The organism is Sphingobium phenoxybenzoativorans (assembly GCF_001757355.1).
GTDB lineage: Bacteria > Pseudomonadota > Alphaproteobacteria > Sphingomonadales > Sphingomonadaceae > Sphingobium > Sphingobium phenoxybenzoativorans.
This window is the reverse complement of sequence record NZ_MINO01000040.1, coordinates 20,602-34,968: the sequence shown is the minus strand read 5'-3', so window position 1 is coordinate 34,968 and position 14,367 is coordinate 20,602. Positions and strand designations below refer to the sequence as shown.

At 65.1% G+C, this 14,367-nt stretch carries 12 protein-coding genes and 1 tRNA gene; 3 read left to right on the top strand and 10 right to left on the bottom strand.

Annotation, left to right across the window (positions count from 1 at the left end; all coding sequences use genetic code 11):
- The coding region (locus tag BHQ40_RS16575; RefSeq protein ID WP_494338025.1) for a primosomal protein N' family DNA-binding protein at window positions 1-238 on the bottom strand (238 nt) is incomplete at its 3' end.
- A 180-nt stretch (window positions 239-418) separates the two neighbouring features.
- Here BHQ40_RS16575 and BHQ40_RS16570 point away from each other — a divergent pair.
- Window positions 419-1,048 carry a 5'-methylthioadenosine/S-adenosylhomocysteine nucleosidase gene (locus BHQ40_RS16570; RefSeq protein WP_435593926.1) on the top strand — a complete coding sequence of 210 codons (630 nt, stop codon included), beginning with the start codon at window positions 419-421 and terminating at the stop codon, window positions 1,046-1,048.
- Window positions 1,045-1,941 (top strand): tyrosine recombinase XerC, encoded by an 897-nt coding sequence (locus tag BHQ40_RS16565; protein ID WP_070156928.1) that lies wholly within the window; start codon window positions 1,045-1,047, stop codon window positions 1,939-1,941. Before BHQ40_RS16570 ends, BHQ40_RS16565 begins: the two co-directional genes overlap by 4 nt.
- Window positions 1,942-1,950: 9 nt before the next feature.
- Here the strand turns inward: BHQ40_RS16565 and BHQ40_RS16560 are convergent, their stop codons facing one another.
- The 4 genes from BHQ40_RS16560 to rsmI form a co-directional block, all read right to left on the bottom strand.
- On the bottom strand, window positions 1,951-2,562 hold the full coding sequence (locus tag BHQ40_RS16560; RefSeq protein ID WP_070156927.1) for a DedA family protein: 612 nt from the start codon (window positions 2,560-2,562) through the stop codon (window positions 1,951-1,953).
- A 118-nt stretch (window positions 2,563-2,680) separates the two neighbouring features.
- Entirely contained in the window at window positions 2,681-3,637 is a 957-nt protein-coding gene (gene gshB / locus BHQ40_RS16555) for a glutathione synthase (RefSeq protein ID WP_070156926.1), read from the bottom strand.
- A gap of 128 nt (window positions 3,638-3,765) precedes the next feature.
- Window positions 3,766-4,134, bottom strand: coding sequence for a YraN family protein (locus BHQ40_RS16550; protein WP_070156925.1), 369 nt, complete (start codon window positions 4,132-4,134; stop codon window positions 3,766-3,768).
- Window positions 4,131-4,964: a 16S rRNA (cytidine(1402)-2'-O)-methyltransferase gene (rsmI, locus tag BHQ40_RS16545; protein ID WP_070156924.1), complete on the bottom strand. Its 834-nt coding sequence runs from the start codon at window positions 4,962-4,964 to the stop codon at window positions 4,131-4,133. Before rsmI ends, BHQ40_RS16550 begins: the two co-directional genes overlap by 4 nt.
- Window positions 4,965-4,975: 11 nt before the next feature.
- Between rsmI and BHQ40_RS16540 the strand changes: the two genes are divergently transcribed.
- The gene (locus BHQ40_RS16540) at window positions 4,976-6,172 is read left to right on the top strand and encodes a penicillin-binding protein activator (protein ID WP_070156923.1); all 1,197 of its coding nucleotides are present in this window, start codon (window positions 4,976-4,978) and stop codon (window positions 6,170-6,172) included.
- Between the two features lie 184 nt (window positions 6,173-6,356).
- On the opposite strand, the gene fsa is transcribed toward BHQ40_RS16540, so the two are convergent.
- The 5 genes from fsa to putA form a co-directional block, all read right to left on the bottom strand.
- Window positions 6,357-7,010 carry a fructose-6-phosphate aldolase gene (gene fsa / locus BHQ40_RS16535; RefSeq protein ID WP_070156922.1) on the bottom strand — a complete coding sequence of 218 codons (654 nt, stop codon included), beginning with the start codon at window positions 7,008-7,010 and terminating at the stop codon, window positions 6,357-6,359.
- A 95-nt stretch (window positions 7,011-7,105) separates the two neighbouring features.
- A complete protein-coding gene (locus tag BHQ40_RS16530) occupies window positions 7,106-8,347 on the bottom strand; it encodes an NHL repeat-containing protein (protein WP_070156921.1) in 1,242 nt (413 codons plus the stop codon).
- 130 nt (window positions 8,348-8,477) lie between these two features.
- Window positions 8,478-10,526: a transglycosylase domain-containing protein gene (locus BHQ40_RS16525; RefSeq protein ID WP_070156920.1), complete on the bottom strand. Its 2,049-nt coding sequence runs from the start codon at window positions 10,524-10,526 to the stop codon at window positions 8,478-8,480.
- A 67-nt stretch (window positions 10,527-10,593) separates the two neighbouring features.
- A tRNA-Gly gene (locus BHQ40_RS16520) sits at window positions 10,594-10,667 on the bottom strand.
- A 44-nt stretch (window positions 10,668-10,711) separates the two neighbouring features.
- A complete protein-coding gene (gene putA, locus BHQ40_RS16515) occupies window positions 10,712-14,365 on the bottom strand; it encodes a trifunctional transcriptional regulator/proline dehydrogenase/L-glutamate gamma-semialdehyde dehydrogenase (protein ID WP_139139333.1) in 3,654 nt (1,217 codons plus the stop codon).
- Between the last annotated feature and the right edge of the window lie 2 nt (window positions 14,366-14,367).

The following is a 14,367-nucleotide window of genomic DNA, read 5'->3' as shown; positions in this document are numbered from 1 at the left end:
GGCGGAGCGGTGCGGGGATTGGCGGCGCGTCCAGCACGGCCAGCAGGTTACGGAGCCGGTTGTCGCCCACTGTCTCCGCCTCCGGGAAACTCTCCGGCTCCCACACCACGCCGACAAGCTGCCGCGGGCCGAGGGGCGCGACGACGATGCTGCCCGGCTCCACCTGCATGCCGTGGGGGACGCGATAGTCGAGCGGGCCGAGGGCTGCATTGAGGAGGAGGACGCGGGCGCGAGTCATGCCCCCTAGTTAGGGACGATGGCGGGGAAAGGGAATCGCCGCGTCGAAAGGGTATTCGAAGAAAGCCGCCAGCGCGATGGGGACAATCTTTTCCTTTGGCGGATACGATGGCACAGTGGCGTCAGACTTGGCGATTGCGCGCCTTCCCCGATGGGAGAATGGCCACGATGGGAGAATGGCTTGGCCGACTGCGAAATCATCGGCCGCCACCGCATATTGTTCGTCATGGCGGTCGGCGCCGAATATGGGGTCCATTTGCAAAGGCGGTTCACGCCGCTCCTGACCGGCGTAGGACCGATCGAGGCGGCGATCACGACCGGCATAGCCCTGGCCGATATGGCCCGGTCAAAGACGCTTCCCGATCTTGTGGTATCGCTCGGCTCGGCGGGGTCGCGCGCATGCGCTCTTGGCGAGATATATCAGGTCGCCAGCGTATCGTGGCGCGACATGGATGCCTCCGCACTGGGGTTTCCGAAAGGCGTGACCCCGTTTCTGGATCATCCGGCCGATATACCGCTGGTGACGCCGATCGACCTGAAGGCGGTAAGGCTATCCACTGGCGCGAACATCGTGACAGGGGACGCTTATGCTGTCATCGACGCGGACATGGTGGACATGGAAACCTTCGCCGTGGCGCGCGTGTGCCAGAATTTCAACGTGCCGCTCATGGGCTTACGCGGCGTGTCTGACGGACCCGGCGACCTTGACGGCATGAGGGGGTGGACCGAGCTTCTCTCCGTGCTCGACGAGAGACTTGCGGCTGCAGTGGATCAACTGGCGGCCGCGCTTTCCTCAACGCGCGCCTTATGACCGCTGCCGCCGCCCTGATTGACGCCTATCGCCTGTTCCTTGCCCAGGACAGGCGGCGGTCGGTCCATACGGTGCGGGCCTATGTCGCGACGGCGGAGCGGTTGCTGGATTTTCTGGCGCGGCACAGGGGCGGAGCGGTCTCGCGCAATGATCTGACCCGGCTGGGGACGGCGGATATCCGGTCTTTCCTCGCCGACCGGCGGGGCGAGGGGATCGGCAACCTGTCGGCGGCGCGCGAACTGTCGGCGGTGCGGGGCTTCCTGCGTTTCGCCGGTGGGGAGGGCGCCAGCGTGCCGGCGGTCAAGGGGCCAAGGGTCAAGCGCGGCGTGCCGCGCCCGGTTTCGCCGGATGAGGTGATCGCGCTGGCGGAGGATGTGGCGGAAACGGCGCGGGACGGGTGGATCGGCGCGCGCGACTGGGCAGTGCTGATGCTGCTTTATGGCTGCGGCCTGCGGATCAGCGAGGCGCTGGGGATTACGGGCGACGCCATGCCGCTGGGCGAGACGCTGCGCGTCACCGGCAAGCGCAACAAGACGCGGGTGGTGCCGTTGCTGCCGCAGGTCAGGCAAGCCGTTGAAGCCTATCTGGCGGTATGTCCCTGGCCTGCGGAGAAGGGGAAGGCGATCTTTCGCGGAGCGCGGGGCGGCGTGCTGGACCCGGCGCTGATCCGGCGGGCCGTGCAGGGCGCGCGCGGGCGGCTGGGCCTGTCGGAGCGGACGACACCGCATGCCCTGAGACACAGTTTCGCGACGCACCTGCTGGGCCGGGGCGCGGATCTGCGGTCGCTGCAGGAATTGCTTGGGCATGCCAGCCTGTCGTCGACGCAGGTCTATACCCAGGTGGATGCGGCGTATCTGCTGGATATATATCGCAACGCCCATCCGCGGGCGTAGGAGGCCGTCTCAATGCTTTTTCGTGGCTGACGGTTTCCAGGTGATGAGCCGCCAGACGTAGAGGATGGCGATGATGACCACGACCGCTGTGGAAATCGGGCCGATATATTTGTCGATCTCGCGGAAATTATAGCCCAGCACATAGCCCGCATAGGCAAGGATCAGGTTCCAGATCGTCGCGCCCGCCGCCGTCCAGAGCAGGAAACGGATATGCCCCATGCGGAACAGGCCAGCGGGCAGCGAGACCATTGTGCGGAACGTCGGCATGAAGCGGAAGCCGAACACGATGACCTGCCCATAGCGTTCGAACAGGCGATTGAGCGCCTTTACATGACCCCAGTCCAGCGTCGCCCAGCGGCCGAAGCGGTCGACCAGCGCCTTGATGCGCCGCATGCCCAGTTTCAGCCCGACCAGATACCAGAAATAATTGCCGATCGTGGTGCCCACCGTTCCCGCGATCATCAGCGGGAGCATCTCCATCCTGCCCTGACCCACGCGGATGCCGCCGACGCCCATGATGAGTTCGGATGGAATGGGCGGAAAGACATTTTCCAGCACCATTAGGAAGCCGATGCCCCAATATCCGCCGGAATCGATCAGGTGGAGAACCCAGTCAGTCATGGCTTATCCGTCTTCCGTCATCCCAGCGAAAGCTGGGATCTCAGGAGAGGAAGCGCCATCCGGCCTGAGATCCCAGCCTGCGCTGGGATGACGTAGGAGGGGAGGCACAACTCTGCTCTTATCCCCGCGCCTTCAGCCGCGCGTCGATGGCGTCCCAGATCATGCCGCCGGTGTCGGTGCCGTCAAAGGCGTCAATGGAGACGATGCCGGTGGGCGAGGTGACGTTGATTTCCGTCAGCCATTTGCCGCCGATCACATCTATGCCGACGAATAGCAGGCCGCGCTTCTTGAGTTCAGGTCCCATGGCCGCGCAGATTTCGCGTTCTTCCGCCGTCAGTTCGGTCTTGGCTGCGGAACCGCCGACCGCGAGGTTGGACCGGATTTCGCCCGCGCCCGGAATGCGGTTGACCGCGCCCGCCACTTCACCGTCGACAAGGACGATGCGCTTGTCGCCGCTGGCGACGCCGGGGATGAATGCCTGAACCATGAAAGGTTCGACCCATGACGCCTTGAACAGTTCCACAAGGGCGGAGAGGTTGGACCCTTTGCCGTCGACATGGAACACGGCGTTGCCGGCATTGCCGTAGAGCGGCTTCACGACGATCTCGCCATGTTCGGCGAGGAAGCTTCTCACTTCCGCAAGGCTGCGGGTGATCATGGTGGGGGGCATGAAGCGGGCATAGTCGAGCACGAACAGCTTTTCCGGCGCGTTGCGGACGGCGGCGGGGTCGTTGACGACCAGCGTTTCGCCCTGAATGCGCTCCAGCAGGTGCGTGGCGGTGATGTAGCTGAGGTCGAAGGGCGGGTCCTGCCGCATCAGCACGACGTCTATGTCGCGGCCAAGGTCCAGCTTCACGGGATCGCCAAAGGTGAAATGATCGCCCTGCACCTTGCGCACCTCCACCGGGCGAACGTCGGCAATGACCCGGCCGTCGCGGAAAGTGAGGTCGGGCGCAAGATAATGATAAAGTTTGTGTCCGCGCTTCTGCGCCGCGAGCATGATGTGGAAGGTCGAATCCCCGCCGATCTTGATGCCTTCCATCGGGTCCATCTGCACGGCGACATTCAGGGTCATGTGTTTCTCTCTTCCTTCCGTTCGCCCTGAGCGAAGTCGAAGGGTTTCGCCGAGCGTGAGCGAGGCGCCTTCACTGCGTTCAGGCGAAGGCTTCGACTTCGCTCAGCCCGAACGGGGAAAGAATAGGCTCACCCCCCATGCCAGACGTTGGTCAGATGGCGCGGCGCGCGGCCGGGCGCAAGGAGCATAACGTCGATTCGCATGTCATCGCCCGGCTGGGCATAGTCCGGCCACAGGATTTCGGCGGCGCGGGCAACGCGGGAGAGGCGGCGTTCGTCGATGGCAAAATCGAGTTCGGCGGCGGTTGCGCGGGCCTTCACCTCCACAAGAGCGACCATGTTTCCGCGCCGGGCGATCAGGTCGACTTCGCCCAACGGGGTGCGAACGCGGCGGGCGAGGATTTTCCAGCCCTTCAGCCGCAGCCACCAGGCGCAGATGCGCTCGGCCTGACGTCCGCGCCTTTCCGCTTTCAGCCTGGCGGGTTCGGGTTGCCTCATCCCTTCAGGATCATGGCGCGGGCGTAAAGCTCGCGGCGGTCGAGGCCGAGCTTCTTCGCCACTTCTCCGGCGGCTTTTGAGACGGGCAGGCGCTCCATCGCCTCCAGCAGCGCGGCGTCGGCGTCTTCCTCACTGGCGGGTTCGGCCTCGCCGGGCGGGCCGACGATGACGACGATCTCGCCCTTGGGCGGCGCATCGGCATAGCGGGTGGAGAGCGCGGAGAGGGGACCAGTTACGGTTTCCTCAAACGTCTTGCTGATTTCCCGCGAGACGGCGGCATCGCGGTCGCCCAGCGCCTCCGCCATCGCGGCGAGGCTGGCGGAAAGGCGCGGACCGCTTTCATAGAAGATCAGGGTGGCGCGCAGGGCGGAGACTTCCGCGAGGGCATCGGCGCGCGCCTTCGCCTTTGCGGGCAGGAAGCCCATGAACAGGAAACGGTCGGTAGGCAGGCCGGAAAGGGTGAGGGCGGTGATCGCGGCGCTGGGGCCGGGCAGGCTGGTGACGAACCGCCCGGCGGCGCGCGCGTCCCGCACAAGCTTGTAACCCGGATCGGAGATGAGGGGCGTTCCGGCGTCGGAAAGCAGTGCAACCGATTCGTTAACCATGCGTTCCAAAAGCCGGGCGCGGAGGGTGTCGCTGGAATGATCATGATAAGGGACCATCGGCCGGTCGGACCCGGCATGGCGCAGCAGTTTCGCGCTGACGCGGGTGTCCTCTACCGCGATCACGTCCGCCAGACGCAGGATTTCGGCCGCGCGCGGGGTCAGGTCGGCAAGGTTGCCGATCGGACCTGCTACGATGTAAAGGCCGGGTTCAAGAGAAGGCTTCATAAGGAAAGCAGATGACAGAGACGGGTGCCGGACGGCAAGCGGGCATATGGTCCGCGATGGGAAGAAGCGGGCGCATTCTGTTTGCCGCCTGCACTTTGCTGGTCGCTGCCTGTCAGTCCATCGTTCCCAAAGGCACCGGTCCGACGCCGCCGCCCGTCACGACTCAGCCGGGCGTGGAGCAGGGTCTGCCCACCGACACGCTGCGCAATCGCGTCGCCCTGCTGGTGCCGATGACCGGACCGAATGCCGGTGTCGGCCAGTCCATCGCCAATGCAACGACGCTGGCGCTGCTGGACAGCCGGACGGAAAAGGTGCGCGTCACCACCTATGACACGAATCTGGGCGCGGGCGCGGCTGCGCAGAAGGCGATTGCGGAGGGCAACAAGCTGATCCTCGGTCCCCTGATCGCATCGGACGTGCGCGCCGTCAGCCCGATCGCGCAGAAGGCCGGGGTGCCGGTCATCAGCTTTTCCAACGACAGCAGCGTCGCGGGCAACGGCACCTATCTGATGGGATACAGCCCCACCCAGTCGATCGAGCGGGTGATCACCTATGCGCGGGGCAAGGGGCTGACCCGGTTCGCTGCGCTGGTGCCGCGCGGCGTCTATGGTGAGCGGTCGGGCAACGCGCTGCTGCGCACGGTCGAAAGCGCGGGCGGGACGGTGGTGTCCATGCAGACGTTCGACCGGTCGGCCGGATCATTTGCGGCGGCCGTTCAGAAGCTGCCGCAGGGCGACGCCTATGACGCGATCCTGATCGCTGACAGCGGCCGCACGGCGATCCAGATCGCGCCGCTCGTGCGCAAGCGCGGCGCGGCCGGCGCGCGTATCCTGGGCACGGAACTGTGGAACACGGAAAGCGCGCTGGCGGGCAATGCCGCGGTCAACGGCGCATGGTTTGCGAGCGTGTCCGACACCTATTACCGGCAGCTAGCGACGAAATATCGCGCGCGGTTCGGCGCCGCGCCGTTCCGCCTGTCCTCGCTCGGTTATGACGCCGTGCTGCTGACGGTGAAGATGTCGCAGGAGTGGAAGCCGGGCACGCCGTTCCCGGCCAGGCGGCTGAGCGATGCGGGCGGCTTCACCGGGATCGACGGGGCGTTCCGCTTCGGCGCGAACGGGGTTGCCGAGCGGGCGCTGGAGGTGAGCCAGATCAATCCGGGGAGCTTCACCGTGATTGACGCGGCGCCCAAGGGGTTTGGGCAGTAAGAGCACAGCGAACAGTCCTGAGGCTCCTTCCCGTTCAGGCTGAGCGAAGTCGAAGCCCTGACCTGAACGGAGTGAAGGCGCCTCGCTTACGCTCGGCAGAGCCCCCTTCGACTGCCCGCCTGCGGCAGGCGCTCAGGACAGGCTTCGACTTCGCTCAGGGCGAACGGAATGCGGTGATCATTCCTCAAACGATGGTCTGGCCGGTCTTTTCCCAGTCCGCCAGGAAGCCGGCGATGCCCTTGTCGGTCAGGACATGGTTGAACAGCGCCTTGATGACGGCCGGGGGCGCAGTCATCACGTCTGCGCCGATCTTTGCGGCCTCAAGGACGTGGATGGGGTGGCGGACGCTGGCGACCAAAATCTCGGTCTCAAAGGCGTAATTGTCGTAGATGAGGCGGATGTCCTCGATCAGTTTCATGCCGTCAAAGCCATTGTCATCGTGGCGGCCAACGAAGGGAGAGATGAAGGTCGCGCCCGCCTTTGCCGCAAGCAGCGCCTGATTGGCGGAGAAGCAGAGGGTCACATTGACCATCGTGCCCTCATCCGACAGCGCCTTGCAGGTCTTGAGGCCGTCGATGGTCAGCGGCACCTTGATGCAGACATTGTCCGCAATCTTCCGCAGGATTTCCGCTTCCTTCATCATCGTGGGATGGTCGAGCGCGACGACTTCGGCGGAAACCGGACCGTCGGTGAGCTTGCAGATTTCCGCAACGACCTCGACGAATTTGCGGCCGGACTTGTGGATCAGCGACGGGTTGGTGGTCACGCCGTCCAGCAGGCCGGTGGCGGCCAGTTCAGTGATGTCGGCGATGTCGGCGGTGTCGGCGAAGAATTTCATGGGTCGGCCCCTTCCGGCGGATGATTCGTTGGCGCCGCTATAGAAGGACGCTCATCCCCCGTCATCCCGTGAAGGGCGCACAGGCCAGTCGCTACTTAGTCGAAGCCAGTGAATACCAGCTTCTGAACCCGCCGGCCCGTGGATACTTCCGTCGCATAAATATTGCCCGCCGAGTCGGTGGCGATACTGTGCAGCCAGGTAAATTGCCCGGCCTGCCGACCGTTACGGCCGATCGCGCCCAGCACTTGATGCGTTTCGCGCAGGAGTATCCAGATGCGGCCATTCATCATGTCTGCGATGTAGAGATATTTTTCGTCCGGAGAGAGGGCGACGTCCGTCACCGTACGGGTGCCGCGCGTTTCGGGAGCGATGGCGACATCCCGGACAAACTGCATCTTGCCCTTGGCGTCCCTGCGGAAAAGCTGGGCGCGGTTGTTGCGCCGGTCGCAGACATAATAGTCGCCGCCCTTCGTCTTGACGATGCAATGGACGATATCGCCGAAATTCTTCGCCTGCGGGTTCGCGCCGCCATCCGCGTCGCTCATCGCCTTGCTCACGTCGAAATGGCCGTCCGAGGGGATGTCGGCGGGCGGCGTGGCATAGGCGCCCCAATATTCGCGAAAGCCGTTCGCCTTGCCGTCAAAGCCCATGATCCGCTTGTTGATATAGCCATCCGCGACCAGCACCTCATTGCCCTCGTGGAATATGTCCGACGGGTTGCCGAGCGATGCCTTGTCCTGATTGCCCGCCGTCTTTTCGCGCCTGCCGAAACTGCGGATGAACTTGCCGTCGGCGGTGAAATTCAGGACGGCGTGGTCGCCATCGCCATTGCCGCCGAACCAGACGGTCTTGTCCGCATCGACATAAATGCCGTGGCCGGATTTTGGCCACTGGCTGACGCCATCGATCACGGGGCCAGTGTCCGGCCCGCCCCAGCCGTCGAGATAGGCCCCTGCCTTACTGAAGCGGACGATGGTCGGGGCGGGGCGGCAACATTTGGCGGCGGGCGGGTTGAGCGCCAGGCCGGTGTCGGTAGCCCCCAGCGAATGGGGGCGGTGGATCACCCAGACGTCATCGTCCTTGTCGACCGCTACGCCGCTGACCTGCCCCAGCATCATGTCGTCGGGCATGGTCGGCCAGGCGGCGTCGACCTTGAAACGGGGGATGGGGGTTCCCGCTGGCGCGATATCCTCGACAAAGAGCGCCGCGAGTGCGGGTTCGCGCGCGGCGGGCTTGCCGGCGGGTGTCTGGCTGCCGTTCTGGGCCGTTGCGGAGGCGGACAGGCAAGCGAGGGCGAGCAGGGCGGAAAGGCTGGCGGTCGGGACCATGCGGGCCATAGTGCGTCTCCCGTGAAAAGCTTTGCCCGGCGATCCGCCGGCGCGCGGAATATCCCCCGGCTTTACCGGAATTGCCAGCGGGATTGTCGCACCGCAACAGAGCAGAAACAGGAAAAACGCAAAGCGCGGGCTATTGCTGCTTTTCCGCCGGTTGTTGCGCCGGGGCCGTGGCGGGAAGGGGCGGCGGCGCGACCGGTCCGCTGGGCGCAGGTTCGGTGGGCCGCAGCGGCGCAATGTCGAGGTTTAGGCCGTTGGGGCCGACGCCGATCGACAGATTGCCGATGTTGGTTTCCACGCTGATATTGGCGATGGCGTTAACCAGATCCTCGTCATTGTCGGCGGGGGTCTCCGTTTCGGTCGGTTCGCCGATGGCGCGGGAGGTGAAATCGCGCCAGATGCGCGCCGGGATGCCGCCGCCCGCTATGCCGGGGAGCGGGGTGTTGTCGTCATTACCGACCCACACCGCCGTCACCAGACCCCCGGCATAGCCGACGAACAAGGCGTCGCGATTATCCTGCGTCGTGCCGGTCTTGCCGAAGGTGCTGGTGCGCAGCGCGGCTGCGCTGCCGGTGCCGCGATTGGCGGCGGAGGAGAGAAGGTCGCGGATCATCTCCAGCTCATCATCGCTGAACGCCTTCTGCCGGTCCATCAGCTTGGCGAGCCAGCTCTGTTCCTCCGGCGGCAGGCCATGGCCGATAACCGGATAGGCCCCCGCGGCGACGGACGCATAGGCTTGTGTCAGCTCCAGCAGGGTGATTTCCGATGTGCCGAGCGCAAGGCTGGGGTCCTCGCCCAGCGGGCTGCGCACGCCAAGGTCGCGAGCCGCCCGGATCACGTTCCTGATGCCCACCTTTTCCGCCAAACGGACGGCGGCGACGTTGCTGGACACGGCAAATGCCTGACGCAAGGTGATGCGGCCGCGATATTTGCGGTCATGATTGGCGGGGCGATATTCGCCCTCCGTGATCGGGGTGTCGTCGATCATGTCGTCCGGGGTCATCCCGGCGCGGAAGGCGGCAAGGTAGACGAACAGCTTGAAGGTGGAGCCGGGCTGCCGTCGCGCCTGGATCGCGCGGTTGAAGGCGCTTTTCTGGTAGCTTTTCCCACCGATCATGGCGACGACGCTGCCATCCGGCTTCATGGTGACGATGGCGACCTGCGCCTTGCCCAGCGGCGCGCGGCGGGCAGCGCCCTCGGCTATTTTCTGCAGCTTCGAATCCATCGTGGTGGTCACGTCCTGCGCGCCATAGACAGCCCCGGCGCGATCGCGCGCCTCCGGCAGCACCCAGTCGGCGAAATAGGTGCCGCTGGTCGATTCCGGCGCTTCCGTCACGTCGAGGATAGCGGGGCGGGTTTCGCGCTCCTGCTCCGGCGTCAGGAAACCGGCCTCGACCATTGCATGGATGACGAGCTTCGCGCGGGCGCGGGCGCCCTCCAGATTGCTGGTCGGGGCAAGGCGGGAGGGCGCCTTGAGCAGTCCGGCGAGCATGGCCGCCTGCGCGACCGTCAGCCTCTCTGGCTGCCGGTTGAAATAGTGGAGAGAGGCGGCGCGCAGGCCGTAGACATTGTCGCCGAAATAGACGTTGGACAGATAGCGTTCGAGGATCTGGTCCTTGGTCAGCCACGCTTCCAGCCAGAAGGCGATCAGCGCCTCGCGCAGTTTACGCCCGGCGGTGCGGTCATTGTTCAGGAACACGCCCTTCGCGAGCTGCTGGGTGATGGTGCTGCCGCCCTCCTTGGTGCCGCCCGCCCACAGGTTGCGCCACATGGCGCGGGCGATGCCGCGCGGGTCGATGCCCCAATGGCTGTAGAAGCGGCGATCCTCGATCGCCATGAAGGCTTCGGGCACGCGTTTGGGCAGGTCGGCGATGGCGACTGGCTTGTCGATAATCGCACCCTTGCGCGCGATGACCTTCGCGTCGGCGGAGATCAGCGTGATGCTGGGCGGCGCGATAGGCTTGAGCGAACGCGAAAGCGGCGCAGTGACCGCCAGCCAGGCGACCAGCGCGAAGAAGATGGCGAGCAACCCGGCCGCGATCCACGCGAGGATGCGCAGCTTCTTGCGGAAAGGCGTTGGCGGCGGAAAGGAACTGGGCGGGCCACCAAACGGAGCCGGTCCCGTCGTCGCGGCATGCGGCGTCGCGCCAAAGTCCACGGGGCCAGAGGGTGCTTCGTTCATGACTGACGGATAGACTGTATTATTGACATGATACAGTCAAGCTCCCCTTTCGGGAACGTCGCACGATTGGAGCGGGTGAAGGGAATCGAACCCTCGTCGTAAGCTTGGGAAGCTTCTGCTCTGCCATTGAGCTACACCCGCGATGCGCCCGCAATCCTAAGTTTTGGGGATGGCGTCAAGTGGCATCACGCGATCGTCATCAGGCTGGCATTGCCGCCCGCCGCCGTGGTGTTGATGGAGGTCGACACTTCCTCCAGCAGCCAGTCGAGGCAATAGCCGCCCGCGCCGTCATGGGCCTGAACAAGCGGGATCGGGCCGGGGAGGGCGGCGATGGCCTGTTGCGCGGCGATAATCTGCGCGGCGTCGCCTTCGATCAGCGCGGCGGCATAGGGACCGGAGGCGGCAAGATCGCCCGAATGCGTTATACGAGTAGCGATGCTTGCCGGGACATTCTTTTCCAGCGCGATCTTGCCATGGATGACGGCTTCATTGCCGGCAGCAAGGATGGCGGCGAGCTGTTCGATCAGACCTGCGCGGCTTTGCGGCATCAGCAGGATGCGGCCGCGCGGATGAAGGGCATAGACATTGCTTTCGCCCACGGGGCCGGGAAGCGCAATCTGCATTCCGAGCGCTGACAGGCTGCCATAATGGCGCGCCCTTTCAGCGAGTTCCGAGTCTCCTTGCGCATCGAGCCACAATGCGAAATCGGACAGGGCGAAATCGGACGGGGCGGGATCGATGCGGGTGGCGCTATGCTGTGGCGGTACAGGCGGATTGGCGACGAGGCGGCCGAGATAGAGCGGCCCGCCTGCCTTCGGTCCAGTGCCGGACAGGCCGCGTCCGCCAAAGGGTTGCACCCCCACCACCGCGCCGATGATGTTGCGGTTGACATAGAGATTGCCGGCCCTGATCCGGCCGCTGACATGGGCGATCGTTTCGTCGAGGCGCGTGTGCAGGCCGAAGGTCAGGCCGTAGCCGGTTGCGTTGATGTCATCTATCAGCCGGTCAAGCTGTGCCCTGCGGTAGCGGATGACATGCAGCACAGGGCCGAACACTTCCCGGTCAAGGTCGGACAGGCTGTCCATCTCAATGATCGTCGGCGGGACGAAAGTGCCTCGGCTCGCCTCGGCGGCAAGGCCGATCTGCTCGACGGAATGGCCCAGGCTGCGCATATGGGCGATATGCGCCTCTATCGTCGCCTTGGCTTCGCCGGTGATGACAGGGCCGATGTCCACGGACAGGCGGTCGGTGCGGCCAATGCTGAGCTCGTGGAGCGCGCCCTTCAGCATGGCGAGGATGCGGCCGGCGGCTTCTTCCTGCAGGCAGAGGATGCGGAGCGCGGAGCAACGCTGTCCGGCGCTGTCGAAGGCGGAAGCGATGACATCCGCGACCACCTGTTCGGCCAGCGCTGAGGAGTCGACGATCATGGCGTTCTGGCCGCCAGTTTCGGCGATGAGGGGAATGGGCTTGCCATTGGCGGATAGACGCGCCGCGAGCTGCTTCTGGATGAGCCGGGCGACCTCGGTCGATCCGGTGAACATGACGGCGGCGGTTTCGGGCGCGGCAACGAGTGCGGCGCCGACAATGCCCTCGCCGGGCAGCAGTTGCAGGACCTCGGCAGGAATACCGGCTTCATGCAGAATGCGGACGCCCTCCGCGGCGATCAGCGGCGTTTCCTCTGCGGGCTTGGCGAGCACCGGATTGCCCGTGACCAGTGCAGCGGCGATCTGACCGGTGAAGATGGCCAGTGGGAAATTCCACGGGCTGATGCAGGTCACAGGCCCAAGAGGCGCATGGGACGGGCCAAGGGTGCGCCGGGCCTGATCGGCATAATAGCGCAGGAAATCAATGGCCTCCCTTACTTCGGAAATGGCGTTGGGAAGGGATTTCCCCGCCTCGCGCATGATGAGGCCGAGCAGGGTGGGCATGGCTTGCTGCATAAGATCGGCGGCGCGGTCCAGGGAGGCGGCGCGATCGGCAGGGGGCGTGGCTGCCCAAATGGGGGCGGCGTCGTTAGCGCGGGCGAGGGCGGCGGCGACATCAGCGGGCGATGCCTCCACGACTGTCCCAACGACATCCCCATGATCAGCGGGATTGAGGACATTGCGCGGACTTTCGCCCATCCCGCCCAGGGATGGCGCCGCCGTCCAGTTCCGCGCCGCGCTGGCCTGAAGCGTCGGGGTCAGGACGGCGAGGGTGGTTTCGTTCGACAGGTCTAGCCCGTCGCTGTTGCGGCGGCCGCGATAGATGCCCGAAGGCAAGTCGATCTGGTCATGCTTGCGGCCGGGCACGGGCATGGCGCGCACAATCTCGACCGGATCGGCGATCAAATCGGCAACCGGGACATCGGGATCGGAGATGCGGTTGACGAAGGAGGAGTTGGCGCCGTTTTCTAGAAGGCGGCGCACCAGATAGGCAAGCAGCGTTTCATGCGTGCCGACGGGCGCATAGATGCGGCAGGGTCGGTCCAGCCGGTCCTGACCCACCACCTCGTCATAAAGCGGTTCGCCCATGCCGTGCAGGCACTGAAATTCATAATCGCCGGCTGTGAAATCCGGCCCGGCCATGTGGTAGATGGTCGCCAGCGTCTGGGCATTATGGGTCGCGAATTGCGGGAAAATGACGTCGCGCGCGCCGAGAAGTTTCCGTGCGCAGGCGATATAGGCAAGGTCGGTATGGACTTTCCGGGTATAGACCGGGAAATCGGCCAGGCCATCCACCTGCGCCCGTTTGATCTCCGCATCCCAATAGGCGCCCTTGACCAGCCGGACCATGATCCGCCGCTCGGCGCGCCGGGCAAGGTCGATGATCCAGTCGAGCACGAAGGGGCAGCGCTTGCCATAAGCCTGCACCACGAAGCCCAGGCCATCCCAGTTCGCAAGATCCGGGTCGAGCGCCAGATCCTCCAGCATCTCGAGGGACAGTTCCAGCCGGTCCGCCTCCTCGGCATCGATGTTGAAGCCGATGCCATAGGATTTGGCGATCGCCGCGAGCGCCTTCACGCGCGGGAGCAATTCTCCCATCACCCGGCCGCTCTGGGCGCGGGAATAACGGGGGTGGAGCGCGGAGAGCTTTATCGAAATGCCAGGGCCTTGATAAATGCCGCGTCCGTTGGACGCCGCGCCGATAGCGTGGATGGCCTGCTCATAATCGGCATAATAGCGGGCGGCGTCCGCGGCGGTGGTCGCCGCTTCGCCCAGCATGTCGTAACTATAGGCGAAGCCGCGCGCCTCCAGCGGGCGGGAGCGCCTGAGGGCTTCGGCGATTGTCTCGCCGGTCACGAACTGCTCGCCCATCATCCGCATCGCCATATCGACGCCGCGCCGGATCACCGGTTCGCCGCAGCGGGCGATCAGGCGGGTGAGGGCGGCGGCTAGACCGCGATCATTGACGCTGGTGGCGAGCTTTCCCGTGACGACAAGACCCCAGGTCGCCGCATTGACGAACAGCGAACGGCCGCCCCCCATATGCGATTTCCAGTCGCCATCGGCGATCTTGTCCCGGATCAGCGCGTCGCGGGTCGCATCGTCGGGGATGCGGAGAAGGGCTTCGGCGAGGCACATGAGGGCAACGCCCTCCTGGCTGGACAGGGCATATTCCTGCACCAGGCCCTCGACGCCTGTCCCTTTATGTTTGGCGCGAAGGGCCGTGACCAGCGCTGTGGCGGTGCCTGCCGCCGCCTGACGGATGTTTTCGGGAAGTGTGGCCTGTTCCAGCAGCGCCTGAACGCAATCCGGCTCGGCTCGGCGATAGGCCGCCGTAATCGCCTGACGCAACGCGGAGGGTTCACGCACCGGCGGGGCGAAAGACGCGAAGGGGGAAATCGGTTCGGCAGGCATGG